The organism is Bradyrhizobium tropiciagri (assembly GCF_018130505.1).
GTDB lineage: Bacteria > Pseudomonadota > Alphaproteobacteria > Rhizobiales > Xanthobacteraceae > Bradyrhizobium > Bradyrhizobium tropiciagri_B.
In genome coordinates this window covers 114,639-138,788 of sequence record NZ_JAFCKH010000013.1, presented here as the reverse complement: position 1 = coordinate 138,788, position 24,150 = coordinate 114,639, and the positions used below count along the sequence as shown (strand labels likewise).

24 protein-coding genes are annotated in these 24,150 nt (G+C 66.5%); 14 read left to right on the top strand and 10 right to left on the bottom strand.

Features of this window, described 5'->3' with window-relative positions; translation table 11 throughout:
* Positions 1-59 precede the first annotated feature (59 nt).
* From JQ633_RS29640 to flgF, 5 genes are all read right to left on the bottom strand, one after another.
* Positions 60-314, bottom strand: a complete 255-nt coding sequence (locus JQ633_RS29640) for a hypothetical protein (protein WP_211988797.1) — start codon at positions 312-314, stop codon at positions 60-62.
* 315 nt (positions 315-629) lie between these two features.
* Complete coding sequence (flgH, locus tag JQ633_RS29635; RefSeq protein WP_211988795.1) at positions 630-1,382, bottom strand: flagellar basal body L-ring protein FlgH; 753 nt, start codon at positions 1,380-1,382, stop codon at positions 630-632.
* Positions 1,383-1,387: 5 nt separating this feature from the next.
* On the bottom strand, positions 1,388-2,443 hold the full coding sequence (gene flgA, locus JQ633_RS29630; protein WP_211988793.1) for a flagellar basal body P-ring formation chaperone FlgA: 1,056 nt from the start codon (positions 2,441-2,443) through the stop codon (positions 1,388-1,390).
* 2 nt (positions 2,444-2,445) lie between these two features.
* A complete protein-coding gene (flgG, locus tag JQ633_RS29625) occupies positions 2,446-3,234 on the bottom strand; it encodes a flagellar basal-body rod protein FlgG (protein WP_211988791.1) in 789 nt (262 codons plus the stop codon).
* 15 nt (positions 3,235-3,249) lie between these two features.
* Positions 3,250-4,014, bottom strand: a complete 765-nt coding sequence (flgF, locus tag JQ633_RS29620; protein ID WP_211988789.1) for a flagellar basal-body rod protein FlgF — start codon at positions 4,012-4,014, stop codon at positions 3,250-3,252.
* Positions 4,015-4,398: 384 nt separating this feature from the next.
* On the opposite strand from flgF, the gene fliL reads away from it, so the two are divergent.
* From fliL to JQ633_RS29585, 7 genes are all read left to right on the top strand, one after another.
* Complete coding sequence (gene fliL, locus JQ633_RS29615; RefSeq protein WP_211988783.1) at positions 4,399-4,887, top strand: flagellar basal body-associated protein FliL; 489 nt, start codon at positions 4,399-4,401, stop codon at positions 4,885-4,887.
* Between the two features lie 18 nt (positions 4,888-4,905).
* Positions 4,906-6,108 carry a flagellar motor switch protein FliM gene (gene fliM, locus JQ633_RS29610; RefSeq protein WP_211988782.1) on the top strand — a complete coding sequence of 401 codons (1,203 nt, stop codon included), beginning with the start codon at positions 4,906-4,908 and terminating at the stop codon, positions 6,106-6,108.
* Positions 6,105-6,572, top strand: coding sequence for a DUF6468 domain-containing protein (locus JQ633_RS29605; protein WP_211988781.1), 468 nt, complete (start codon positions 6,105-6,107; stop codon positions 6,570-6,572). Before fliM ends, JQ633_RS29605 begins: the two co-directional genes overlap by 4 nt.
* Positions 6,569-7,390: a MotE family protein gene (locus JQ633_RS29600; RefSeq protein ID WP_211988780.1), complete on the top strand. Its 822-nt coding sequence runs from the start codon at positions 6,569-6,571 to the stop codon at positions 7,388-7,390. The genes JQ633_RS29605 and JQ633_RS29600 overlap by 4 nt, the downstream gene beginning before the upstream one ends.
* A 148-nt stretch (positions 7,391-7,538) precedes the next feature.
* A complete protein-coding gene (locus tag JQ633_RS29595; protein ID WP_211988776.1) occupies positions 7,539-9,578 on the top strand; it encodes an acyltransferase family protein in 2,040 nt (679 codons plus the stop codon).
* A 31-nt stretch (positions 9,579-9,609) separates the two neighbouring features.
* The gene (locus JQ633_RS29590) at positions 9,610-10,251 is read left to right on the top strand and encodes a TetR/AcrR family transcriptional regulator (protein WP_433995707.1); all 642 of its coding nucleotides are present in this window, start codon (positions 9,610-9,612) and stop codon (positions 10,249-10,251) included.
* Positions 10,252-10,324: 73 nt separating this feature from the next.
* Positions 10,325-11,182 (top strand): DMT family transporter, encoded by an 858-nt coding sequence (locus JQ633_RS29585; RefSeq protein WP_211988774.1) that lies wholly within the window; start codon positions 10,325-10,327, stop codon positions 11,180-11,182.
* On the opposite strand, the gene JQ633_RS29580 is transcribed toward JQ633_RS29585, so the two are convergent.
* A complete protein-coding gene (locus JQ633_RS29580; protein WP_211988773.1) occupies positions 11,179-11,478 on the bottom strand; it encodes a HigA family addiction module antitoxin in 300 nt (99 codons plus the stop codon). The two genes, JQ633_RS29585 and JQ633_RS29580, sit on opposite strands and share 4 nt — an antisense overlap.
* A gap of 262 nt (positions 11,479-11,740) precedes the next feature.
* On the opposite strand from JQ633_RS29580, the gene JQ633_RS29575 reads away from it, so the two are divergent.
* The 5 genes from JQ633_RS29575 to JQ633_RS29555 all read left to right on the top strand — a co-directional run bounded on the left by JQ633_RS29575 (position 11,741) and on the right by JQ633_RS29555 (position 19,026).
* Positions 11,741-15,550 (top strand): tetratricopeptide repeat protein, encoded by a 3,810-nt coding sequence (locus tag JQ633_RS29575; RefSeq protein WP_211988771.1) that lies wholly within the window; start codon positions 11,741-11,743, stop codon positions 15,548-15,550.
* A gap of 70 nt (positions 15,551-15,620) precedes the next feature.
* Positions 15,621-15,857 carry a hypothetical protein gene (locus JQ633_RS29570; protein WP_211988770.1) on the top strand — a complete coding sequence of 79 codons (237 nt, stop codon included), beginning with the start codon at positions 15,621-15,623 and terminating at the stop codon, positions 15,855-15,857.
* A 24-nt stretch (positions 15,858-15,881) separates the two neighbouring features.
* Positions 15,882-16,847, top strand: coding sequence for a LysR family transcriptional regulator (locus tag JQ633_RS29565; protein WP_211988768.1), 966 nt, complete (start codon positions 15,882-15,884; stop codon positions 16,845-16,847).
* Positions 16,848-16,935: 88 nt separating this feature from the next.
* Complete coding sequence (locus JQ633_RS29560) at positions 16,936-17,646, top strand: SDR family NAD(P)-dependent oxidoreductase (RefSeq protein WP_211988766.1); 711 nt, start codon at positions 16,936-16,938, stop codon at positions 17,644-17,646.
* A gap of 156 nt (positions 17,647-17,802) precedes the next feature.
* Positions 17,803-19,026 carry a YbfB/YjiJ family MFS transporter gene (locus tag JQ633_RS29555; RefSeq protein ID WP_211988997.1) on the top strand — a complete coding sequence of 408 codons (1,224 nt, stop codon included), beginning with the start codon at positions 17,803-17,805 and terminating at the stop codon, positions 19,024-19,026.
* On the opposite strand, the gene JQ633_RS29550 is transcribed toward JQ633_RS29555, so the two are convergent.
* The 4 genes from JQ633_RS29550 to JQ633_RS29535 all read right to left on the bottom strand — a co-directional run bounded on the left by JQ633_RS29550 (position 19,023) and on the right by JQ633_RS29535 (position 22,888).
* Complete coding sequence (locus JQ633_RS29550; RefSeq protein WP_211988764.1) at positions 19,023-20,171, bottom strand: aminotransferase class V-fold PLP-dependent enzyme; 1,149 nt, start codon at positions 20,169-20,171, stop codon at positions 19,023-19,025. The genes JQ633_RS29555 and JQ633_RS29550 overlap by 4 nt on opposite strands.
* A gap of 49 nt (positions 20,172-20,220) precedes the next feature.
* Positions 20,221-21,108 carry a hypothetical protein gene (locus JQ633_RS29545; protein WP_211988763.1) on the bottom strand — a complete coding sequence of 296 codons (888 nt, stop codon included), beginning with the start codon at positions 21,106-21,108 and terminating at the stop codon, positions 20,221-20,223.
* Between the two features lie 86 nt (positions 21,109-21,194).
* Positions 21,195-21,947, bottom strand: a complete 753-nt coding sequence (fliP, locus tag JQ633_RS29540; RefSeq protein ID WP_211988762.1) for a flagellar type III secretion system pore protein FliP — start codon at positions 21,945-21,947, stop codon at positions 21,195-21,197.
* Positions 21,944-22,888: a flagellar biosynthetic protein FliO gene (locus tag JQ633_RS29535; RefSeq protein WP_211988756.1), complete on the bottom strand. Its 945-nt coding sequence runs from the start codon at positions 22,886-22,888 to the stop codon at positions 21,944-21,946. Before JQ633_RS29535 ends, fliP begins: the two co-directional genes overlap by 4 nt.
* Before the next feature lie 383 nt (positions 22,889-23,271).
* Here JQ633_RS29535 and flgB point away from each other — a divergent pair, with 383 nt between their 5' ends.
* Both flgB and flgC read left to right on the top strand, forming a co-directional pair.
* Positions 23,272-23,682, top strand: a complete 411-nt coding sequence (flgB, locus tag JQ633_RS29530; protein WP_211988753.1) for a flagellar basal body rod protein FlgB — start codon at positions 23,272-23,274, stop codon at positions 23,680-23,682.
* Between the two features lie 20 nt (positions 23,683-23,702).
* A complete protein-coding gene (gene flgC, locus JQ633_RS29525) occupies positions 23,703-24,128 on the top strand; it encodes a flagellar basal body rod protein FlgC (protein WP_211988751.1) in 426 nt (141 codons plus the stop codon).
* The last annotated feature ends 22 nt before the right edge of the window (positions 24,129-24,150 follow it).

Genomic DNA, 24,150 nt, shown 5'->3' with positions numbered 1-24,150 from the left:
TCCACCCAACCGTGAAGGTGTGGGCGGACGTGTGTGTTGAAAATTCCTTCATCAACCGGTCAGCGGGGCGATTGGCGATCGCCATCGCTCAGGCTCAGCTTCAGCCGTGCTCGCAGCGCTTCGATCAGCGCATCGATCTGGTCTTCATTGTCGGCAATATTGATGATCTGCGTCCCCAGCATCGACAGCAGCACCGTCATCCGCTCGTCTTCACCGAGTGGCCAGAGCACTGCACTGATCATCTCGAGGCCGAGGCGTTCGCCGAAGCTGGCGCTGTGAAACGGGGCCGGCGTGAGGGTGTGGAACTTTGACACGATATTTCCTGGGGCGCATGGGTGGGTCTGGCGGCGAGCCTTCCGGGACCCGCAGGGGCATTATCTGCGGCAATTCCAACAAATTCCCGCAATAGACCGAACGTGATCAGATGAAGTGCGGTACTCGCTTTTCGGTGATCCGCGCCCCTCTCTTTGCTTCGGCCAACTTTGGCGAAGCCCGTAGTCGCCGGCTGGATTTTTCATTTCACGCTGCAAAAAATGCCACGGCCCTCGCCAGGGGAGCTGGCGAGGGCCGTGTCGGTACACCGCGTCGCGCCTAGGTTCGCGACGAGATGTGGGAGCTCTGAGAAGTGACTAGAACGGCAGCAGCACGTCCAGCACCTGCTGTCCGTAGCGCGGCTGTTGCACGTCGGTGATCTGGCCGCGGCCGCCATAGGCGATGCGGGCCTGGGCGATCTTCGAGGAATCGATGGTGTTGTCGCTCTGGATGTCTTCCGGGCGCACGATGCCGGCGACGACCAGCTCGCGGATCTCGAAATTGACCCGGATCTCCTGCTTGCCCTCGACCACGAGGTTGCCGTTCGGCAGCACCTGGGTGACCACGGCGGCGACGTTGGTCTGCAACGCTTCCTGGCGGTTCACCGAGCCCTTGCCGTCGCTCGACGCGGTGGAGTCGGCGGTGAGGATGCGGCCGGGCAGGATCTTGTTGGCCTGGGTGATGGTCTGCGATCCCAGGAAGTTGGTGACGCCGGAATCTTCCGAATTGGTGCGGCTGCGCTGGGTCTCGTTGGCGATCGCGGCCTTGTCGGTGAAGTTCACCGAGATGGTCAGGATGTCGCCGACGCGGGCGGCGCGCTGGTCCTTGAAGAAGGCGCGCGAGCCGTTGCGCCACAGCGAGTTCGGGCTGTAGGACGCGACCTCGGGCTTCGGCATCGGCATCTGCACCGGCTTGTAGCCCGGCTGCGTGGTCGGATTGTCGATCGACGACAGTTTCGGCTGCTCGCCGATCTGCGAGAGACGGTCGATCGACGAGCAACCGCTGGCGACGGTGCCTAGCGCCAGCAGCGCACCGGACAGGATGAGGCGGTTGATACGGTACTGGGACATAACTTTTACTCGGCGTTGGGTGCGACTGAACTCAGCTTGACGGGTGCGGAATTGGGTTCGGAGGCGTCGGCGGCGGGCACGCCCTGCGGGGCGGCGACCGAGATCGAAACCTCGCCGCGGCCGGTGACGACGCCGGAGATCACGCGCTTGCTCTGCAGGTTCATCACGCTGACGACGTCGCCTTCGGCGCCGCCATCCATCGCCTTGCCGCGGATCGTCAGGTAAAGCCCGGCGGTGCGGTAGACCAGCGTGACGCTCTGGTCGCGGGTGACGAGATCGGGCTTGACGAGATCGGCGACGCGCAGCGCCTGGCCGGCGCGCAGCTGGCGGCGGACCTGCATGCCGATGGTGCTGTCGCGCACCGCCGCGTCGGTGCCGACCTCGGCCTTCGGCCGCCGCTCGATCACCACGTCGGAGGCCTTCAGCAGATCGCCGCGCTCGACATTGCGCACCAGCACGGCGGCCTCGATGGTCTCGATCGCGGTGCCGGTGAAGCGCAGCTTGGTCGGCGCGGTGCCGGCGTCGTTGGCGATTTCGAAGCTGACGTCGAAACGGGTCGAGCGCGGCTCGTAGCGCACCGCGACCGGTTGCAGCGCGCCGGAATTGGTGGCCTCGAGACGGATGTCGCCGGGATCGCGGTCGAAGGTCACGCTGATGCTGCCGGCCCGGCCGAGGCCGTGGCGGTTCTCCAGCGCGCGCGCGACCTGCTGCTCGATCTCCTTGCTCTCGACGGTGCGCGCCAGCCGCGTCACCGTGATCTCCTTGAGGTCGCGGGTGTCGACGCCGATCACCTGGTGGCTGCGCAGCGTGTTCAGCACCTGCGCGACCGGCAGCGTGCCGGTGGTGCCGAGATCGGGCGCGCGGTAGACAGCGATGCTGCCGGCAGCGCCGGCATTGTCGACGAGGTCGCCGACCCGCACGATCTCGTCCGCCACCGTGATGCTGGCGCGCAACGCCGGCACCGCGATGGCAGCGCTGCGGGTCTGCGCGGCCGACGGAGTGACACCGAGAGCGAGCAGGGCGGCGGCGAGGAGGAGCTGGCGGGCGATCATCGGCATCATCCTCAGCGGAACAGGTTGGCGGTGGACTGCATCATCTGGTCGGCCGCGGAGACCACCTTGGAATTCATCTCGTAGGCGCGCTGGGCGGCGATCAGGTCGGAGATTTCCGAGACCACCTCGACGTTGGCCTGTTCGAGGCTGCTCTGCTGCATGTCGCCATAGCCGTCGGTGTTGGCGATGCCGTCCTGCGGCTGGCCGGAGGCCGGCGTCTCCTGGAACAGGTTGTCGCCGATCGGCATCAGGCCGGCCTTGTTGATGAAGCGCGTCAGCCCGATCTGGCCGATATTGGTCGATGCGGTCTGGCCCGGCAGCGTCACCGAGACCTGGCCCTGCGCGTTGATGGTGAGGCCGGAGGCGTTCTGCGGGATCGTGATCGTCGGTTGCACCAGGTTGCCCTGCGCGTTGACGATGCGGCCCTGGTTGTCCATCTGGAACGAGCCGTCGCGGGTGTAGGTGAAGGTGCCGTCCGGCATCAGGATCTTGAAGAAGCCTTCGCCGCGGATCGCGACGTCGAGATCGTTGCCGGTCGGCGACAGCGTGCCCTGGGTCATCATGCGCGGCGTGCCGACGGTCTTGACGCCGCCGCCGAGGTCGATGCCCATCGGCAGGATGGTGTTCTGGTCGGAGGCCTGCGCGCCGACCCGGCGCACATGGTCGTAGATCAGGTCCTGGAACGCGGCGCGCTGCTTCTTGTAGCCGGTGGTGCGCAGGTTCGCGATGTTGTTGGAGATCACCTGAACGCTGAGTTCCTGTGCCGCCATTCCGGTCGCAGCGGTGTAGAGTGCGCGCATCAGTCAGTCTCCCGATCAGGCCGGCACGTCGGCGAGCTTCTCGATCGCCGATTTGTGCAGGTCGCTCTCCTGCTGCAGCAGCGAGGCGATTTGGGTGTAGGTCCGCGTGATCTCGATCATGCGGCTCATCTCGACGACGGAATTGACGTTCGACTTCTCGATGAAGCCCTGGCGGATCTGCGACTTGGTTTCGGCGAGCGGCACCGCGCCTTCGCCGGCGGAGTAGAGGTTGGAGCCTTCCTTGAGGAGGCGCTGGGCCTCCGCGAACGAGACGACGCGCAGCTTGCCGCGGATCGAGTCGAGGCGGGACGTGCCCTCGAGCACGGTGATGTTGCCGTCGGGCGCGATGCTGACGTCGTGGTCGGTCTGCTGGAAGGTGATCGGGCCGCCGGTGCCGAGCACCTGGTAGCCGGACATGGTGACCAACTGGCCGCGGTTGTTGATCTGTAGATTGCCCTCGCGGGTGTAGCGCTCGCCGCCGGGGGTCTGCACCACGAGGAAGCCCTTGCCGTCGATCGCGACGTCGAGCGGGTTCTTGGTCTCCTCGGTCGGGCCCTGCGCGAAGTCGTGGAAGGTGGCGCGGTCCTGCACGAAGGAGACGCGGCGGTCGGAGGACATGAAATTGTCCTCGTGCGCGTTCGAGGCCAGATATTCCTGGAACAGCGACCGGTCGGCCTTGTAGCCGTTGGTGTTCATGTTGGCGATGTTGTTGGACACGACATCAAGCTGCCGCTCCAGCACCATCTGCTTCGATAGTCCGACCAGAAGCGTATTCTGCATCGGTGGTTCTCCCCTGTGAGGTGATCCGATGCGCCGGGCTCTCCCAAGCCGTCACGTTCGGACCGTCAGCGACCTGTCGGGCTCTCCCAAACCTTCGGGTCACGCCGTCCTCTCAGCGAAAGCCGTGCCAACTGGAAATGTGATGATTTTTGAGATGGTTAGGTGTTCGGCCGGGCGTGGGGCGGGGCGGCAGAAAGGTCTTGTTGACCATGTTTGCCCGGCAGTTTTTTCCTAGTTGAAGCTAAATCCTAAGCTTCCGTTAACCATTGTTACCCTAGCGTTGACGGCAGTGGGGCGCGTGTGCGCCGGCGGCATTTGTATCGCGTCATCGGGCCAAGGCTGGGGCAATCGCGTTCGCATCCTTCATAATGAAGCGGGCGGGCGATGGCGGACGAGAAGACGGAAGGCGGGGAAGGCGCAGCCCCCGCGCCCAAGAAGGGCAAGCTCAAGCTGATCATTGCCGCCGTCGGCTTCCTCGTCGTGGTCGGCGCGGGTGCCGCGGGATGGTTCTTCTTCATGCGCGGTCACGGCGAGGAGCAGCACGCCGAGGCGCCGCCGCCGAAGCCGCCGTCCTTCGTCGACCTGCCGGACATGCTGGTCAATCTGGTCGGCGCGCCCGGCGAGCGCGTGCAATATCTCAAGCTGAAGCTCGTGCTCGAGGTCAAGGAAGAGAAGCAGGCCGAAGCGATCAAGCCGGCGCTGCCGCGCGTCACCGACCTGTTCCAGACCTACATGCGCGAGCTGCGCCCCAGCGATCTCAACGGCTCGGCCGGCCTGTTCCGCCTCAAGGAGGAGCTGACCAAGCGCGTCAATCTCGCGCTGGCGCCCAACCAGGTGAACGCGGTGCTGTTCAAGGAAGTGGTGATCCAGTGACGGGGTGGAAGTAGCGCCATGGCCGGCAACGACCAGATGGACCAGGACGCCATTGCGGCGCAGTGGGAAGCCTCGCTCGATTCCGAGGATCCCGCGGCCGCCGCGGAGGAGGCCGCCAAGAACGAGCTCACCGAGAGCATGGCGCTGCAATGGGCGGCCATGGTCGAGGACGGCAGCCGCGATTTCGGCGGCAAGAGCACCAACGGCGAGCGGGTGCTGTCGCAGGAGGAGATCGACAATCTCCTCGGCTTCACCGTTGGCGACGTCAGCCTCGACGATCATTCCGGCATCCGCGCCATCATCGATTCCGCGATGGTGTCCTACGAGCGTCTGCCGATGCTCGAAATCGTGTTCGACCGCCTGGTGCGGTTGATGACGACCAGCTTGCGCAATTTCACCTCCGACAACGTCGAGGTCTCGCTCGACCGCATCACCTCGGTGCGGTTCGGCGACTACATGAACTCGATCCCGCTGCCGGCGGTGCTCTCGGTGTTCAAGGCGGAGGAGTGGGAGAATTTCGGCCTCGCGATGGTCGATTCCAACCTGATCTATTCGATGATCGACGTGCTGCTCGGCGGCCGCCGCGGCCAGACCCAGCTCAAGATCGAGGGCCGGCCCTACACCACGATCGAGACCAACCTCGTCAAGCGGCTGGTCGAGGTGGTGCTGTCGGATGCCGAGCAGGCGTTCCGGCCGCTGTCGCCGGTGACGTTCTCGATCGATCGCCTGGAAACCAACCCGCGCTTCGCCGCGATCAGCCGTCCCGCCAATGCCGCGATCCTGGTGCGCCTGCGCATCGACATGGAAGACCGCGGCGGCAATGTCGAACTGCTGCTGCCCTACGCCACCATCGAACCGATCCGCAACGTGCTGTTGCAGATGTTCATGGGCGAGAAGTTCGGCCGTGACCCGATCTGGGAAGGCCATTTCGCCACCGAAGTGGCGCAGGCCGAGATCGCGGTCGAGGCGGTGCTCTACGAGGCCGACATCCCGCTGAAGCAGCTGATGAAGCTGAAGGTCGGCGACACCCTGCCGCTCGAGATCGGCGCCGACGCCCAGGTCTCGGTGCGTTGCGGCAACGTCACCCTGACCGAGGGCCGGATGGGCCGCGTCGGCGACCGCGTCGCGATCCGCGTCACCAAGAATTTGCGTAAACCCCAAACCACCTTCGCGATGTTCGAGAAGGCGGATGAGCGAACCAAAATGATGGAGGCACCATGAGTCATGTGCTTGGGCTGGCGATAGAGAGTCTGGTGGCCGTGCTGCTGATGCTGACGATCGGTTATTGCTGGCTGCTCAACAAGCGCCTGCAGCGGCTGAAAGCCGACGAACATTCGCTGAAGGCGACGATCGCCGAACTGATCACCGCGACCGAGATCGCCGAGCGCGCGATCGGCGGGCTCAAGCACGCGGTGCGCGACGTCAACGAGGACCTCGGCAACCGGCTCGAGGCGGCGACGCAGATGTCGATGCAGCTGAAGAACCAGCTCGCCGAGGGCGACAATGTGGTGCGCCGCCTGTCGAAGATCGCGCTGGCGGCAAGGCCGCCGGAGGCGGCACCGGCCGTCGCGGCGCCCGCGCCCGCACCGGTGGCGCCGGCGCCCCGGCTCTCCGCCGCGCGCGCGGTTGCTGCGGCGGCTGAAGCCTTCACCGAGCGCAGGAGGGCCGGCGGCCTCGCTGCATGAAGTGGTTCCGTGACATCAGAGTGATGCCCGTCGTCCTGGTCGCGATCTTCGGCCTGATGGTGCTGAAGATCGCGGGCCTCGTGCTCGATGGCGGCTATGTGTTCAGCGATGACGCGCAGGCGGCCGGGCCGCAGGCAGGAGCATCCTGGGCCCAGCAGAACTTCAACTTTCCCGGCGCGAGCAAGCCCGCCGCCGTCGACAACAGGCTGAAGGGCGATCCCGCCGACATCACCGGATCGGTGCACGGCAAGGAAGAAAAGAAAGCGGAAGAGGCGCCGAAGCCGGCAGCCCCCGCGGCAGAGGCGCCCAAGCCCGACGGCGTGGTGGTCAATCTCGATCAGCCCCCGCCGGTGCCGGCATCCGAGCGCGCGATCCTGGAGCGGCTGCAGGCGCGCCGCCAGGAGCTCGAGCAGCGCGCGCGCGAGGTCGAGATCCGCGAGAGCCTCTTGAAGGCCGCCGAGAAGCGTATCGAGGCCAAGGTCGAGGAAGCCAAGGCCAACGACGCCAAGGCGAGCGCGGACGCGGCGGCGAAGGCCGAGGCGGACGCCGCCCGCTTCAAGGGCATCGTCACCATGTACGAGAACATGAAGCCGAAGGACGCCGCCAAGGTGTTCGACCGCCTCGAGATGAACGTGCTCTACCAGATCGCCTCGCAGATCCAGCCGCGCAAGATGTCCGACATCCTCGGCCTGATGCAGCCCGAAGCCGCCGAGCGCCTCACCGTCGAACTCGCCCGCAGAGCCAGCGGCGACAAGTCGGCCGCCGTCGAGGATCTTCCCAAGATCGAAGGCAAGCTGCTCGCGCCGAAGACGAACTGAGGGGCGGCGTCGCTGCGCCCTCGGCTGCCGGGAGAATTGGGCGCCGCTGATCCACAACTCTCATAGGTGGCATCACGGCGCAGCTCGACTTTTGACTTGCCTCAAGCCATTCGAGCACGTATTCCGCTCTACTGAAGGTAGAATCGGAATGAAGTACAGGGCAGACGTTGATGGCTTGCGCGCGCTGGCCGTTTCTTCGGTCGTTCTGTTCCACGCCAACATCGGCGGTCTCGGCGGCGGCTTCCTCGGCGTCGATATCTTCTTCGTCATCTCCGGGTTCCTGATCACCAATCTGATCGCGGGAGAGATCGAAGCAGGGTGCTTCTCCCTCGCGGCTTTCTACGAAAGGCGTATCAGGCGGATCCTTCCGGCCGCGGCCGTCATGTTCGCAGTATCCGCGGCGCTGGCCTGGTGGATGTTGTTGCCGGAGGCCTTCACGCTCTTCAGCAAGAGCCTGCTTGCCGCGGTCTTCTTCTCCTCGAACTGGTATTTTCTCAACGACGTCGGATATTTCGCGGCGCCCGCGGCCAGCAAGCCATTGCTGCACACCTGGACGCTGTCGATCGAAGAGCAATTCTACCTCTTCTATCCCTTCCTGTTGCTGATCCTCACCACCGCGGCGCGGCGCTTCATCGTGCTGGCCGTGCTGTGCATGGCCTCGATCGCCTACGCGCGCTGGCTGGGTGATCATGTCAGCCTTGATTCCGCGTTCTACAACTCCGCGAGCCGGGCTTTCGAGCCGCTGATCGGATGTCTCACAGCATTGGCCTATCGACGATTCACTGCAGGCCCCATGCTGTCGATCGCGCTTCGCTTCGTGGGGCTCGGCCTGATCGGATTTGCGCTGCTCAGCGATGGCGCGATCAATTGGCTCGGCGGGAGCGGCGACGGGCTCATCGGAACCGGCGTTCCATCCTTTCAGCGATTGCTTGTGCCCTGCGTCGGGGCGGCGATGATGCTGTTCGCGCGGCCGGTACGCGTCGATCCGGTTTACCGGATCATGTCGTCTCCACCGCTCCGGGTGGTCGGCGTGCTGTCCTACTCGATCTATCTGTGGCACTGGCCGGCATTGGTGTTCGGCCGGATCTATTGGGCGGGCGGACTCGACGGCACACAAACCGCCATCATCCTGACGGCAACTGTGTTGCTCTCGGTGATCACCTATTATGCCATCGAGCGCCCCGCGCGGTTCAGTCGGCGATTGCGTGGACGCCAGGCGCTGATCTTTGCCATGGGGAGCGTTTCCACCGCCGCCATCGCACTGTTCGCCGCGACGATCATCAAGGCCGATGGCGCGCCGTGGCGGCTCTCGCCGCAGGTCATGACGATTACGGCATCGACATGGGACGATCGTCTGCTGCGATGCCTCGTGCCGCCGGGCGGGCAGCCGGAAAGCATCGCCATGGCCGAGTCCAATTCGCTCTGCCGGATCGGCGATGAAAGCCGCAAGACCGATGATTTCATCCTGTGGGGCGACAGCCACGCTGCGGCGTTCGCGCACGCTCTCTCGGGCTGGGCTTCGCGTGCCGGCCTGCGCGGCATCCTTGCCGTGATGCAGGGATGCCCGTCGCTCTCGCACACGGCGACCCGCGAACAGGGCAGGACGCAGAAATGCAGCGAGTTCTATCAGTCGGTGTTCAAACTGATCGTGCGCAACGACATCCGGTACGTCATCATGGTCGATCGCTGGAGCATGTACACGGATGGGGAGCCGTCGCTCAAGACCAGCGGCTACCTCAGGTTCGCGGACGATTGGGAGCATCCGACCGATGCCCATTCCGTGTTCGTGACCAGCCTCGACCGTACGCTCAGGGAGCTTCAGGGCCGCAAGGTTTACGTCCTGGAGGATCCACCGCTTCAGCCGATCCCGGTGACCGACGCCTTGGCGACAAACGCGCTGATGGGCTTCGAGGCCGGCCGGCTTGACCGGCTCTGGACCAGTCGAGCGAAACATCTCGACAGCCGCACCTTCGTCGATCGCTCATTGATCGCTGCCGAAACAAAATTCGCCGATGTTCACGTCCTGGACCCAACTCCACTGTTATGTCCCGGCGACCGCTGCCCGGCGGTGCGTGATGGATTGCCGATCTACCACGATGACGACCACCTCAACCGGCGCGGGGTCTTGCTGTTGAAACCTCTGTTCGACCCGGTCGTGCAGGAGATGGCCTCCCGCCGGCGTCGGTGACCGGTTAGCCGGGCGGGGCCACTTGCGATATATGGACCAATTGGTCTATATATCGGCGATGCGCCGCCAAGCCCCAGTGCAGTCGTTCCGTGGCCGCCCCCGCAGCTTCGACGTCGAAGCCGCGGTTGGGCGCGCGATGGATGTATTCTGGTCACGCGGCTATCACGCCACGGCGCTGCCGGACCTGCTTCGTGCGACCAAGCTCTCGCGCGGCAGCCTTTATGCCGCGTTCGGCGACAAGCACTCGCTGTTCCTGCGTGCGCTCGATCGCTATATCGCCGACGCCCTGACACGGATGGATGACGAGTTCGATCCCCGCAGAGATCCGGTCGACGGCCTGCGGGCCTACCTTGCCGGCTACGTCGAGCGCACCAGCGGCGCGAATGGCCGACGCGGATGCCTGCTGGTGGCGACGGCCATGGAACTGGCCGGCCAGGATGCCGAAGTCGGCCGCCGCGTCGCGGGCTTTTTCAAAGCCATGGAGGGCAGGGTGGCGGAGGCGCTTTCCCGTGCCGGGACGGCGGGCAAGTTAGCTCACGGTGTCGAGCCTTCGAGCGCGGCCCGAATCCTCGTCTGCTTCGTCGAGGGGCTGCGTGTGGTCGGCAAGACGGCGCCGGCACGGACGACGTCGCAGGCCACCGTCGACGCGCTGCTCGACCGCTTCATCAGGTAGACACCGATGGCCGCCTCCGATCTCCGCTCTCGCGTCAATATATGGACCGATCGGTCTTGAAAGGAAGAGTGCCATGTCCGCCATCCAGATCGTCTGCGCCGTGGCCGTTCCCTTGCTCTGGGGCTATCAGTTCGTGGCCATCAAGGTGGGCGTCACGGAGTTTCCGCCGCTGTTCTTCCTCGCACTGCGTTTCCTGGCCATCGCGCTGCTGCTCATTCCGTTCGTCAAAAGGCCCACGCGCCGGCAGTTTGGCCCGATCACAGCTATTTCCGTCTTCTTCGGCGGGCTGAACTTCGGGCTGTTTTACGTTGGCCTCGGGCTCGGCTCGGGAAGCATGTCGGCGGTCGCCTACCAACTCGTCACGCCCTTCACCGTGCTGCTGGCCTGGCCGCTGCTCGCGGAGCGGCCGTCGCTCACCGTGTCCGCCGGCGTGGTGCTTGCCTTCGCCGGCGTGGTCGTGCTGGCAGCGGAACCGGGCCTGCCGGCAAACGTGCTGCCGCTGCTGCTCGTGGTTGGGTCGGCCTTCGCGTTCGCGGTGTCCAACGTCCTCACCAAACGCTACGGGCCGTTCGACCCCCTGATGCTGATGGGGTGGTCGTCGCTGCTCACGGTGCCGCAGGTCATGTTGATGTCGCTGCTGCTCGAATATGGACAAGTCACGAGCCTTGCGACGGCCCATGAACGCGGTTGGCTGGCACTCGCCTATACGATCTTCATCGGCGGCATCGTCGGGTTCGGGCTTTGGTTCTGGCTGATCGCCCGTTGCTCGATGGGCCGTATCGCCCCGTTCGGCCTGCTGCTTCCGGTGTTCGCCTTGATGTCGAGCGTGCTGTTCCTTGGCGACCGCGTCACGCCAAGGCTGATCGTCGGCGGGCTGCTCGCCATCTCCGGCGTCGCCATCACGCAGGTCAGGCTCCGTGTCCTGCGTTAGGCGGCCTGCACCACCGGCTTGATCTTGCTGAGCTCGCCAGCAAGTGAAGTTTCTGCCATCTGAACGTCATAGGCGTTCTGCAGGTTCAGCCAAAGCTGGGCAGATGTGTTCAGCGCCTTCGAAAGCCGCAGCGCGGTATCCGCCGTGATCGCGGTCTCTTCATTCGTGATGCGCTCGATCCGGGTGCGCGGCACGCCGCAGACCTTGGCGAGCGCGCCGGCAGACAGCGACAATGGGATCAGGAATTCTTCCCGAAGCACCTCGCCGGGATGCATCGGGGCTAGTCTTTTTGCCATGTGCGCCCCTTTCCGCGGTTTGGTGATCCTGCACCGATCCAATAGCTAGGAGTGATAGTCGGTGAATTCCACGTCCACGCGCCGTATCATGACATGATACGTGCAATGGGCGCAGATTCCACCGGCCGGAGTGACCCCGCGCCTCCGTCCGCAACAATCCGTTGACGTTAACAGCTCCTTAACGCCGCCAATCCAAGATCGGGGCGCGTGGGCGAGGGCGCTTCGCGCTGGTATGGCTGAGGTTCCAAGAAGACGTTTCGAGATGGCGCGAACGGCTGCCGCTGAAACATGGTTGCTAGGCCGCGCCTTTGCGCGGGCCGCGCGGCTGTGCCTGCTCGCCGCCTGCCTTTCGGCCGCCGCCATCCCGACCGCCGCGCATGCCGAGGATGCGGTGCCGGGCGAGGCGACGTTCTCCGCTGCCAATGGCTATGCCCGGCTGGTGCTGAAGCTCAAGGAGGACGTCGAGTCGGAGGTCTCCACCGCCGGCTCGATCATCGTGATCCGCTTCAAGCGTCCGGTCGACATCCCCGTCGAGCAACTGATCGACGCCGTCCCCGACTATGTCGGCGCGGCGCGGCGCGACCCGGACGGCACGGCGATCCGCCTGTCGCTGGCACGGCGCGTGACCGTCAACACCATGACCGCGGGCGAGCGCATCTTCGTCGACTTCCTGCCCGACGGCTGGACCGGCCCGCCGCCGTCGCTGCCGCAGCAGGTGATCCGCGAGCTGGCCGAGCGCGCCCGCGCCGCCGAGCGGCTGCTGCGCGCCCAGCGCGCCGCCGATGCCGCCAAAAAGAAGCCGCCGCTGCGCGTGCGCGCCCTGGTGCAGCCGACCTTCGTCCGCTTCGTGTTCGAGGTTCCCGACGGCGTCGGCGTCTCCTCGGTGCTGAATGAGCAGAAGCTGACGCTGTCCTTCAATTCGGTGCTGACCTTCGATCTCGCCGACGCCAAGATCGCCGCTCCGCCGAACGTCGCGTCGATCAGCGCCCGTGCCGATAGCGATACATCGGCGGTCGATATGACGTTGATCGGCGATGCCGATGTGCATTCGTTCCGCGACGAGAAGAACTATATCGTCGATGTCGCAATCCAGCCGAACGAGCAGCAGTCGCCGAAAGCCGCGATCAACTCGCTGCTGCCCGCGCCGCGCGGCAAGAAGGGCGCGGCGATTGCGCCGGTGACATCGGAAGCCATCGCGCGCGAGGCCAAAATCGAGATCAAGCCGGAGCCGCCGAAGGCCGAGCAGCCGCACTCCGAACCCGCTGCCACCGAACCGCCGGCACCTGCTCCGCCCAAGCCGGAGCAGCCGAGATCCGAGCTGCCCAATCAGGAGTTGCCGAAGATCGCGGCCACGCCGGCCGAGCAGGCGCCGCCCGCCGTGGAAAGCGCAGCCACGCCGGCCACGCCGCGTGAAGCCGTGGCCATGCCGACGGCTGACGACACTAAGGCGGCCGCCGGCGAAGCGCCGAAGCCGGCCGATGTTGTCGCGGAGGCGCCGGCGATGGAGCCGCCGAAGCCGGCCGCGGCGCCGTCACCGCCTGCCGAGGCAAGTCCAGCCCGCAAGCCTTCCATCGACAAGGCTTCGATGGACAAGGCGTCGGCCGACAAGCCATCGGTCGAGGCGCAGCGCGACAGCGACGGGCTGCGCGTCTCCTTCTCGTTCCCGGCGGCGACGCCGGCCGCGCTGTTCCGCCGCGCCGACACGGTGTGGATGGTGTTCGACACGCCTGACGCGATCGACATCGATCCGATCCGCGCCAAGGGCGGCTCGCTGATTTCAGATGTGACGCGCGTGGCGCTGGAGAAGGGCCAGGCGGTCCGCTTCCGCCTCAACCGACCGCAGATGCCGGCGCTGGACAGCGACGACCGCTCGCGCGGCACCAGCTGGACGCTGACGTTTGCCGACCGTGTGCAGAAGCCGCCGCTGCCGCTCAATGTGCTGCGCAACATCAGCGATCCCGCATTCGCCAACGTCAGCGTGCCGCTGGCCAATCCCGGCCAGTTGCACAAGCTGGTCGATCCCGATGCCGGCGATACGCTCTGGGTCATCACGGCGCCGCCGCCGACCCGCGGCGTCATGAAGCGGCAGGATTTCGTCGAGCTGTCGCTGCTGGAATCGATCCACGGCGTCGTGGTTCATCCGAATGCCGACGACGTCAAGGCGGAGGTCGGCGCCGACAAGGTGACGTTGGGCCGGCCCGGCGGGCTGACGCTGTCGTCGGCCGACGTCGCCGCCGAGCGCGCCACCGCCGCGGTGAAACCGCTGTTCGACATGGACGAGTGGCGCAAGAACAAGTCGGAGAGTTTCCTCAAGCGGCTCGACAGCCTGATCGCGGCCGCGGGAGCCGCCAATGCCGAGCAGCTGCCGGAGGCGCGGCTCGACCTTGCCGATTTCTACATGGCGCACGGCATGTATGAGGAGGCCCACGGCGTCGCCAACCTGATCCTGTCCGAGAGCAAGCGCGGCAGCGAGGCGCCGTCGGTGGTGATGGTGCACGCGGTGGCCAGCATCCTGATCGGCCGCCCGGCGCAGGGGCTCAAGGACCTCGCTAATCCCGTGATCGGCAACGGCTACGATTCCCAATTGTGGAAAGGGCTGGCGTTCGCGCGCGAAGGCAAATGGGCCGAGGCGCGCGAGAAGTTCAAGAACGCCGAGTTCGCCATCGCGACGTTGCCGCCCGACCTGCAGCGCGTCATCACGATGGATTCGATGAAGGCCTCGCTCGAGGTCAAGGACTACGCCGGCGCCGCGCGGCGCAAGAGCGATCTCGACGTGGTCGGCGTCCCCACCGGGCTCAAGCCGGCGGCCGCGGTGTTGCGCGGCCGGCTGGCCGAAGCGCTCGGCCAGGAAAAGGACGCGCTCGATGCCTACCGGTTCGCCGCCAATTCGGGCGACCGCCAGGCCGCCGCCGAGGGCAAGCTGCTGGAGACCCTGCTGCGGCAGAAGCGCGGCGAGATCGGCCGCGACGACGTGCTCAAGGAGTTCGAGCTGCTGTCGATGCTGTGGCGCGGCGATGCGATCGAGCTGAAGACGCTGTACGTGCTCTCCAGGCTCTATGCCGAGACCGGACGCTATGCCGACGCCTTCGCGGTGACGCGCGCCGCGACGCGGCTGCAGCCGAACGCGCCGGAATCGCGCCAGGCGCAGGATGCGGCCTCGGCACTGTTCATGCAGCTGTTCCTCGGCTCGAAGGGCGACGAGATGTCGCCGATCGACGCGCTCGGCACCTTCTACGAATATCGCGAGCTGACCCCGATCGGCCGCCGCGGCGACGAGATGATCCGCCGGCTGTCGGACCGCCTCGTCGGCGTCGACCTGCTGGATCAAGCCGCCGACCTCCTGCAATACCAGGTCGACAAGCGGCTCGAGGGCGCGGCGCGCGCCCAGGTCGCTGCGCGCCTTGCGATGGTCTATCTGATGAACCACCGGCCCGACCGAGCCATCGCCGCGCTGCGCTCCACCCGGATCGCCGACCTCTCCGGCGAGCTGCGCCAGCAGCGGCTGCTGCTGGAGGCGCGCGCGCAGAGCGATGTCGGCCGCCACGACCTCGCGCTCGACATCATCTCCAACATCACGGGACGCGAGGCGATCCGGCTGCGCGCCGACATCTACTGGGCGTCGCGGCACTGGCGCGAGGCCTCCGAGCAGATCGAGCTGTATTACGCCGACCGCTGGCGCGACTTCACCCCGCTCAATGCCGGCGAGAAGGCCGACATCATCCGCGCCGTGGTCGGCTACGCGCTCGCCGAGGACGCCATCGGGCTGTCGCGGTTCCGTGAGAAATACGCGCCGCTGATGTCGGGCGATGCCGACAAGCTGGCCTTCGACGCCGCCAGCAAGCCGGTCGCGACCTCGAGTGCCGAGTTCGCCCAGATCGCGCGGATGGCCGCGAGCGTCGACACGCTCGACGGTTTCATCCGCGAGATGAAGACCCGCTTCCCCGACGCCACCGCCCGCGCGCCGCTGCCCGACCCGGTGACCACCGGAACGCTGCCGGACCAGCCGAAGGCGGCGCCGGTGAGCACGCTGCCCGCCATCAAGGGCGAACGCCGCGCCAGCGCCTCGCAGTAGCGTCCCCCTCGACAGACGGCCGTCAAATCGGCAACCTTGCGCCGATTGCCAGCCGGGAGGTGCCGTTACCATGTCGAGACCGATCAAGACCGAAGCCGAACTCATCGCGATGGCGCGTGCCGAATTGAAGGTGCATTCCGATTGCCCCGACGGCATCAACATCTCCGTGCTGCGCGACGGCGACAGCTGGGAATTCCGCGCCAGCGCCGACGAGGCCACGATCTCAAAGCCCGGCTATCCCGAATGCGTCGCGATGCTGGTGCAGATCGGTGACCATCTCAGCAAGCAGTTTGACGTGAAGGAGTAGCGGCGGCCGCGGAGCGAAGGAGCGATGGACCGCATCGACGCCATGAAGGTCTTCGTCGCGGCGGTCGACGAGGGCAGCCTTGCGGGAGCAGGGCGGCGGCTGCGGCGCTCGCCGGCCGCGGTGAGCCGGGCGATCGCGTTCCTCGAGCATCATGTCGGCGCCGAGCTGCTTCATCGCACCACGCGCTCGCTGAAGCTCAGCGAGGCCGGCCAGCGCTATGCGACGGCGTGCCGCCGCATCCTCACCGAACTCGAGGAGGCCGACATATCGGCCGGCGGCGAGCGCAGCGCGCCGCGCGGCACGCTGACCATCACCGCGCCCGTTGTCGTGGGCGAAGATCTGCTGCGGCCGGTGCTCGACGCCTTCATGGCCGAACATCCGGCGGTGACGGTTCGGCTCGTGATGCTCGATCGCACCGTCAACCTGATCGACGAGGGCATCGACGTCGCGCTGCGCATTGCGCATCTCGCCGATTCCAATTTCGTCGCGATCAAGCTCGGCGAGGTGCGCCGCGTGGTCGCGGCATCGCCGTCCTATCTCGCGCGGCATCCCGTGATCGGCGAGCCCGCTGACCTCGCCAAGCACCAGATCATCGCGATGACGCATTTCGGGCTCGACTCCTGGAGCTTCCCGCCGGCCGCGAAGTCGAAGGTCGCGCGCGCGGTGCAGTTCGCGCCGCGGCTGGTCGTCAACACCGTGCGCGCGGCGGTGGCCTCGGCGACCGAAGGCAACGGCATCACGCGGCTGTTCTCGTATCATATCGCCGAGGAAATACGCGACGGGCGGCTGCAGATCCTGCTCGCCAAGGACGAGCATCCGCCGTTGCCGGTGCATCTCCTGGCGCCGCAGGGCCGCTTCGACGTGCCGAAGGTGCGCGCCTTCGTCGATTTCGCCACGCCGCGGCTGAAGCGCTATTTCGAGCAGCTGTCGCGCGAGGCCAATAGAGCTCAAGCCAGTCGTTCGCGGCGCGGAAGAGTGTCTGCCGAATAGCGGGCATTCGCACGAAAATCGGATGTATCTAGGTTGGCCTCCATCGGGGCGGTGCTGATGCCGCTTCACCAACAGATGGAGAGAGACCATGGGCGCAGAGCAGAAAGTCGCGATCATCACCGGCGCATCGCAGGGGATCGGCGAAGCTATCGTCAGGGGCTATCGCGACCGCAACTACCGCGTCGTCGCCAATTCCCGCAGCATCAAGCCGTCGACCGAAAGCGATGTTCTGGCCATCGCAGGCGACATTGCCGATCCCGCGACCGCCGAGCGCATCGTGTCGCAGACGCTGGATCGCTTCGGCCGCATCGACACGCTGGTCAACAATGCCGGCATCTTCGTCGCCAAGCCGTTCACCGACTACACCGACGAGGATTACGCCAAGGTGCTGGCGATCAATCTCAACGGCTTCTTCTACATCACGCGGCGCGTCGCGAAGGAGATGGAGAAGCAGGGCTCCGGCCACATCGTGCAGGTCACGACCAGCCTCGTCGACCACGCCAACAGCAGCGTGCCCTCGGTGCTGGCGTCGCTGACCAAGGGCGGGCTGAACGCCGCGACCAAGTCGCTCGCGATCGAGTACGCCGCTAAGGGCATTCGCGTGAACGCGGTGTCGCCCGGCGTGATCAAGACCCCGATGCACGCACCGGCGACGCATGACTTCCTCGCCAGGCTGCATCCGGTTGGGCGGATGGGCGAGGTGAAGGACATCGTCGACGCCGTGCTGTTCCTGGAGAACTCGGGCTTCGTGACCGGCGAGATCCTGCATGTCGACGGCGGCCAGAGCGCTGGTCATTGAGGAGCGCCGGCGTCCTGCACACGACGCTCTTGGTCACTTCGATCGGGTCACCTCTCCCTATTGGAAGAGGTGACCCATCCACCATCGCTGCGAACGATCGCTGCGATCGGAACTAATCATTTTTCACGAACTGCCGAAGGGCTTAACGCCATGTCGATGTCCGCCAATGTCGATCGTCATCGCCGTCACCACTCCAGCCAACAGGACGCAGGCAGGCCGCTGTGGCTCGCGGCGGCCGCCGGGCTCTGCGCCTCGCTGGTCGGGCTCGGGTTGGCGCGATTTGCCTACACGCCGCTGATCCCGGCGCTGATCGCAGCAAAATGGTTCACGCCGGCGGAGGCGGTCTATCTCGGCGCTGCCAATCTGGCCGGCTATCTCGCCGGCGCGCTGATCGCCCGCGATCTCGGCGCGCGGATCGGCCAGGTGTGGGCGCTGCGCAGCATGATGGCGCTCGCCGCGATCACCTGTTTTGCTTGCGCGGTGCCGATCTCCTTCATCTGGTTCTTCGGCTTCCGCGTGCTGGCCGGCGTTGCCGGCGGCGTGATCATGGTGCTGGCGGCGACGGCCATCCTGCCGCACACGGCACCGAACAAGCGCGGCCTGGTCGGCGGCGTGATCTTCGCCGGTGTCGGGCTCGGCATTGCGGCGTCGGGCACGCTGGTGCCGCTGCTGCTGCAGCAAGGCGTCAAGCAGGCATGGAATGGCCTCGGCCTGTTGTCGGCGGTGCTGACGCTGCTGAGCTGGAAGGCATGGCCGGCCGAGGCGCCGGCGGCACATGATGGCGAAACGCATCACGCCGCGGCGCATGGCGTGCGCTCGCCGCTGGTGATCGCGCTGTGCGTCGAATATGGCCTCAACGCGCTGGCGCTGGTGCCGCACATGGTGTTCCTGGTCGACTACGTGGCGCGCGGGCTGGGGCAGGGGATCGCCGCGGGATCGCATTACTGGGTGCTGTACGGCCTCGGCGCGGTCGTGGGCCCGCTGCTGACTGGGCATCTCGCCGATCGCGCAGGCTTTGCCGCGGCGCTTCGCGTCGCCTTCCTGATCGAGGGCGTCGCGGTCGCAATCCCCGCCATCAGCGCGTCGCCCTTCGCGCTGATCGTCTCGAGCCTCATCGTCGGCGGCTTCACGCCCGGCATCGTGCCGCTGGTGATCGGCCGCATCCACGAGCTGATCCCGCATTCCGCCGCGAGTCAGCGCGCCGCCTGGGCGCAGGCCACCACGACCTTCGCGCTGTTCCAGGCCGCGGGCGCCTACGGGCTGTCCTACCTGTTCGCGCACAGCGGCGGCGACTATGCGCTGCTGTTCGCGATCGGCGCCGCCGCGGTGGTCGCGGCGCTGGCGATCGAACTGGTTGGCGTCGTTGCGGCGCGGCGTTAGCGCAGATTCTGCGCCAGCACCGCGACGAAGCGGTCGGTGTCTTCCTCATCGTTGAAGACGTGCGGCGAGATCCGCATCCGGCCGAGCCGCGGTGCGACGTAAATATTCTCTGCGGCGAGGCGCGCGATCAGATCCTTCGAGATGCCGCCGGCGCTGCCGAGGCTCAGGATATGCGGCGCGCGCAGCCGGTGGTCGAGCATGTTGAGGCCGAGCTCGCGCACCCCGTCGGCGATCCGTTGCGTCAGCATCGCGAGCCGTTCGCCGACGGTGGCAGCGCCCCAGTCAGCCATCATCTCCATGCCCATCGATGCCATCTCAAGCGAGATGAAATGATCGCGCTCACCCATGTCGTAGCGCCGGGCGTTGTCGACATAGCCGAGATCGCCGAAATAGACCGGGTTCTCGGAGTTGACGTTGCGGCGGCCGGACGAGGTCTGCTCCAGCGGGACGCCGCCCTGGTGGCGCTTCGCCACGTAGAGGAAGGCGCGGCCGTAGGGGCCGATCAGCCATTTGTAGGTCGGGAATAGCACCGCGTCGGGATCGAGCCGCTTGACATCCATCGCGATGACGCCGGCGCCTTGCGTCGCATCGATCACGAACATCGCGCCGTGCCGCCGCAGCGCGGCCTGCACGGCGTCGACGTCGATCATGCCGCCGTCCGACCAATGCACCGAGGAGATCGAGGCGAGTCCGACTGGCGGCGCGCCGGGCCGCTCGATCGCTGCGAGCACCGCGGACGTCCAATCGCCGTCCGCGGGTTGGCGCACGGTCTCGACGACAAAACCCTGCGCCTCGGCGCGGCCGTGCCATTCCAGCAACGGCGAGGAATGATCGTTCTCCAGCACGATGACGCGCGAGCTGCGCGGAATGGTCAGCACCTTGGCCATCGTCGCGACGCCGTAGCTGATCGCCGGAATCAGCACGACGTCGTCGGCATCGGCGTTGATCAGCCGCGCTGCCGCGGCGCGGGCGCGCTCGTGCTGGCGGTGCGCAAAGCCCGCATCCAGCGTCCACGGCCGGCCCTTGCGTCCGACCGCCGCGCGGCCCGCCTCCAGCGTTATCAGCGGCAGCGGGCTGTACGAAGCCGAATTGAGGTAGCAGACGTCGCGCGGGACATCGAACAGGTGGCGTTGCGAAGCAAGCATGTCGTCTCGTGGGTTCTCGGTTTGTGGATGATGACTCGGGGCGGCGCCGTCATCCGTCGTACTGATCCGGGCCCATCGCCCAGGGAGCCTGCTCGTGGCCATGCGCGAAGGTGCGGTTGGTCTGTGCCGGGTTGCGGTTGATCAGCGGCCGCAGATACATCGGGTGCGTTGCACTGCGCACCTCGTGCTCGACGGTGAACAGCCGCCTGCCGTCGGCGGGATCGACGATGTCGCGGAAGCGGTACTGATACTGGTTGTCCTCGCGCGAGACCAGCCCGCGTTCGCGCAGCCGGTTGTAGGGGCCGGAGAAGTCCGTGATGTAGATCTGGACGTGGTGGCCATCGAACTCCGGCTGTGTTGCGTCGCTTTCGCGGAACTGGAGATACTGGTCCTTGCCGACCTTGACGCGCGCCACCGTGCCGTCGCCGTTCGCAACGCTCGCCGGGATGCCCATGACGTCAGGATAGAACCGGCTGATCGCCTCGGCGGTGCCGCGCGGCACGTCGAACTCGACATAGGGAATGCCGAGCGTGATGCGGCCGAAGCGCGCGGAGTCGGGCTCATAGCAGCGCAGCCGGTTGCCCCAGGGGCAGGTGGCTTCGACGTGATCATTGCGCTCGTGCCAGGCGAAGGCGGTGCCTTCGAGCTTGGGCGCAACCGCGGCAAGCCGCGCCAGCAGCGCCTCCCGTCCGGCGATCACGATTCCCGTGTGGCCGCGCAACAGCTGCGGCCGGCCGCTCGGCAGGTGAAACTGGCTGCGGCCGACATTCACCCACATGTTGGTGTCGGACACCATCAGGTAGGGATCGCGCGTCAGCCCAATGCCGGCAACGTAGAACAGCGTTGCGAGGCGCTGATCGGGCACCTGCACGTTGACATGTTCGAGGTGGATCGAATTGCCGAGATCTTCTGCGGCGCGGTCGAATGGCTGCTGCATGGACGCTGATCCCCGGATGCGGTGTCGCGCATGATAGTGCAACGACGCGGCCGATCCAGCGCCGCGGCCATGAGCGTTCCGCGGGGCTACCCCCCGTAGCTCTGCACCAGGCTGCCGGCGACTAGCGACCAGCCGTCGACCAATACGAAGAAGATCAGCTTGAACGGCAGCGAGACCACGACCGGCGGCAGCATCATCATGCCCATCGACATCAGCACCGAGGCGACTACGAGGTCGATGATCAGGAACGGCAGGAACAGCAGGAAGCCGATCTCGAAGGCGCGCTTCAGCTCGGAGATCATGAAGGCCGGCACCAGGATGCGCAGCGACATCTCCTCCGGCGTCGCCGGTGGCGGCTCGCCGGAGAGGTCCATGAACAGCTTGAGGTCCTTTTCGCGGACGTTCTTCTGCATGAAGCCGCGCAGCGGCACCGAGGCGCGCTGCAGCGCCTCCTCGACGCCGATCTGGTTGGCGACCAAGGGCTTGATGCCGTCGTCATAGGATTTCTGCAGCACCGGCCCCATCACGAAGGCGGTGAGGAACATCGCCAGTGCGATCATCACCGAGTTCGGCGGCGCGGTCGCTGTGCCGAGCGCGGTGCGCAGCAGCGACAGCACCACCACGATGCGCGTGAACGACGTCATCATGATCAGGATCGACGGTGCGATCGACAGCACCGTGAGCAGCGCGATCAGCTGGATCGCGCGCTCGGTGACGCCGCCATTGCCGCCGCCGAGATTGATGCTGATGTCCTGCGCCATCGCGGGACCTGCGAAGGACCCGGCGGCAATCAGGACAGCGATGAAAAAAACTCTACGCGGGACTGCCTGGAACCTCACGAAGAGTTCTTCGGCCGGCCAAGCAGCGAGGCCATCTCGTCCTCGAGATTCTCGAACCCGGTCTTCTGCGGCGCCGGGGCAGCCGGCGGTGCAGCCGGCTCAAGCCGAGCCGGACGGGCCGGCGGCGCTTCGGGGGCGACCGGTGGCGCGACGGGCTCGCCGCCACCGGACGGACGGCGCAGGGCCGCCTCGAGCCGCTGCGCCATCTCGGCGAGATTGGCGTCGGCGCTCGATGCCGGGGGCGGAGGAGCCGGCGTTGCGGCAGCCGGAGGAGGAGGCGGCGGCGGTGGGGGCGGCGCAGCGGCACGCTCGGTCGTGCGCAGCGGCGGCGGCATCTTCGGCGGCTCGGCGGCGCGCGGCGGGCGCGGGACCAAGGGTTCGCTGCGCGGCGGCAACCGCGGGGGCATCGGATCGGGGCGCGGTTCGGTGCGCTCGGGACGTGCGCCCACCGGCTCGGGCGAGAAGCCCGCGAGCGGATCGGGGCGGCGTTCCGGGGCACGGCGAGGCTCGTCGGCGAAAGCCGGGCGCGGCGGGCGTGGCGGCAGCTCCGGCTCGTCGAAATTCTCGGTGCGGGCGGCCTCGCTCTCGTTCCAGGCCGCGTCGGGCAGTGGCGCGACGCGCGGCGGCGCGGCGTCGGGAGCAACCGCGGGGCGGGTCGACATCTGGTCGCGTCCGGGCATCGCGCGGACGATGTTCGGCTCCACGACGATATCGGTCGGGCCGCCGATCATCAGCAGATGCTCGATGTTGTCGCGGCGAACCAGCACCAGGCGGCGGCGGCCGTCGACGGCGGCGGCGTCGATCACGGCCAGCCGCGGCATCCGTCCACGGTTGGCGTTGGCGCCGAGGCGACTGGTGCCGAAGCGGCGCAGCAGCCAGCCGGCGACCAGGATCAGCGCCAGCACGGCCACGAACGCCACCACGAATGTCACTGTCTGCATACTGGAATCCCCGGCCATGTGGCCTTCCTCAGCTTCCGTCTTCAGCGAGCGCGGACTGATGGTGCTGTTTGCGCAAAGCGAATCGCGCCCGAGATTCGCCTCAATTCTTAATCCCCCGCGGCGGTGACCGCCGACCGTTCTATTAATAAACCAAGAATCGCTTGTCCCAAAACGACTTCTCAGCGCCCCACGCTTGCTTGGCCGGTGCTGGTTAACGCAGCCATCGTGGCGAAAATGCGCTCGCACGCCTCGGTTAAGACGTTCTCCACGGATCAGGCCGGCATTTTAACCAAGCGTTAACCATACACCGGGCAAATTCTGCCTACCTCTGACGGCCCAAAGGAAGCGCAAGGGTCCGTCCAAAGGTTAACGGAGCGGCGTCAATGTCCATGAACGATCTCCCGATCCTGTCGGCGCTGCGCACCAAGATGCAGTGGCACCAGGAACGCCAGCGCGTGCTCGCCGAGAACATCTCCAACTCCGACACGCCGAACTTCAGGCCGCGCGACCTGGTCGAGCCGAAATTCGACAAGGCGGGCGCCACGGTCGGCGGCGGCTTCGGGACGCTGCCGATGATGCAGACCAGCACCACCCACATGGCGGCGGCGGGCGCGGTGGAGACCTTCGACAACGACCGCGGCAGGAGCGGCTTCCAGACCCGGCCGGCCGGCAACGCGGTCAATCTGGAAGAACAGATGCTGAAGGTCTCGGCCAACCAGATGGACTATGCGGCGGTGACCTCGCTCTACACCCGCAGCCTCGGGATGCTGAAGACCGCGATCGGCAAGCGCTGAAGCACCGGAAGGAGTAGACCATGGCCGACGGAACCAGCGATTTCGCCCGCTCGATGAGCATTGCGACCTCCGGTCTGCGCGCGCAGGCGGGACGGATGCGGGTGATCTCGGAAAACATCGCCAACGCCGATTCGACGGCGCAGGGCGCGGGCGGCGATCCCTACCGCCGCAAGGTGCCGACCTTCTCCTCCACGCTCGACCGTACCCTCGATGCGCAGGTGGTGACGCTCGGCAAGATCCGGCCCGACCAGTCGTCGTTCCGCATGAAGCACGAGCCGGGCAATCCGGCCGCCGACGCATCGGGCAACGTCAAATATCCCAACGTCAATCCGCTGATCGAGATGACCGACATGCGGGATGCCCAGCGCTCTTACGAGGCGAACCTCAACATCATCAGCGCGACGCGGCGGATGATCCAGCGCACGCTCGACATCCTCAAGTCCTGAAGACAACGAGAACAGGGATCGT

Excerpts from the sequence above, each read along its gene's own strand:
- flgH (WP_211988795.1), bottom strand. The coding sequence starts at position 1,382 with ATGTCCCAGTACCGTATCAACCGCCTCATCCTGTCCGGTGCGCTGCTG.
- flgA (WP_211988793.1), bottom strand. The coding sequence starts at position 2,443 with ATGATGCCGATGATCGCCCGCCAGCTCCTCCTCGCCGCCGCCCTGCTC.
- flgG (WP_211988791.1), bottom strand. The coding sequence starts at position 3,234 with ATGCGCGCACTCTACACCGCTGCGACCGGAATGGCGGCACAGGAACTC.
- flgF (WP_211988789.1), bottom strand. The coding sequence starts at position 4,014 with ATGCAGAATACGCTTCTGGTCGGACTATCGAAGCAGATGGTGCTGGAG.
- fliL (WP_211988783.1), top strand. The coding sequence starts at position 4,399 with ATGGCGGACGAGAAGACGGAAGGCGGGGAAGGCGCAGCCCCCGCGCCC.
- fliM (WP_211988782.1), top strand. The coding sequence starts at position 4,906 with ATGGCCGGCAACGACCAGATGGACCAGGACGCCATTGCGGCGCAGTGG.
- JQ633_RS29605 (WP_211988781.1), top strand. The coding sequence starts at position 6,105 with ATGAGTCATGTGCTTGGGCTGGCGATAGAGAGTCTGGTGGCCGTGCTG.
- JQ633_RS29600 (WP_211988780.1), top strand. The coding sequence starts at position 6,569 with ATGAAGTGGTTCCGTGACATCAGAGTGATGCCCGTCGTCCTGGTCGCG.
- JQ633_RS29595 (WP_211988776.1), top strand. The coding sequence starts at position 7,539 with ATGAAGTACAGGGCAGACGTTGATGGCTTGCGCGCGCTGGCCGTTTCT.
- JQ633_RS29590 (WP_433995707.1), top strand. The coding sequence starts at position 9,610 with ATGGACCAATTGGTCTATATATCGGCGATGCGCCGCCAAGCCCCAGTG.
- JQ633_RS29585 (WP_211988774.1), top strand. The coding sequence starts at position 10,325 with ATGTCCGCCATCCAGATCGTCTGCGCCGTGGCCGTTCCCTTGCTCTGG.
- JQ633_RS29580 (WP_211988773.1), bottom strand. The coding sequence starts at position 11,478 with ATGGCAAAAAGACTAGCCCCGATGCATCCCGGCGAGGTGCTTCGGGAA.
- JQ633_RS29575 (WP_211988771.1), top strand. The coding sequence starts at position 11,741 with ATGGCGCGAACGGCTGCCGCTGAAACATGGTTGCTAGGCCGCGCCTTT.
- JQ633_RS29570 (WP_211988770.1), top strand. The coding sequence starts at position 15,621 with ATGTCGAGACCGATCAAGACCGAAGCCGAACTCATCGCGATGGCGCGT.
- JQ633_RS29565 (WP_211988768.1), top strand. The coding sequence starts at position 15,882 with ATGGACCGCATCGACGCCATGAAGGTCTTCGTCGCGGCGGTCGACGAG.
- JQ633_RS29560 (WP_211988766.1), top strand. The coding sequence starts at position 16,936 with ATGGGCGCAGAGCAGAAAGTCGCGATCATCACCGGCGCATCGCAGGGG.
- JQ633_RS29555 (WP_211988997.1), top strand. The coding sequence starts at position 17,803 with ATGTCCGCCAATGTCGATCGTCATCGCCGTCACCACTCCAGCCAACAG.
- JQ633_RS29550 (WP_211988764.1), bottom strand. The coding sequence starts at position 20,171 with ATGCTTGCTTCGCAACGCCACCTGTTCGATGTCCCGCGCGACGTCTGC.
- JQ633_RS29545 (WP_211988763.1), bottom strand. The coding sequence starts at position 21,108 with ATGCAGCAGCCATTCGACCGCGCCGCAGAAGATCTCGGCAATTCGATC.
- JQ633_RS29535 (WP_211988756.1), bottom strand. The coding sequence starts at position 22,888 with ATGCAGACAGTGACATTCGTGGTGGCGTTCGTGGCCGTGCTGGCGCTG.
- flgB (WP_211988753.1), top strand. The coding sequence starts at position 23,272 with ATGTCCATGAACGATCTCCCGATCCTGTCGGCGCTGCGCACCAAGATG.
- flgC (WP_211988751.1), top strand. The coding sequence starts at position 23,703 with ATGGCCGACGGAACCAGCGATTTCGCCCGCTCGATGAGCATTGCGACC.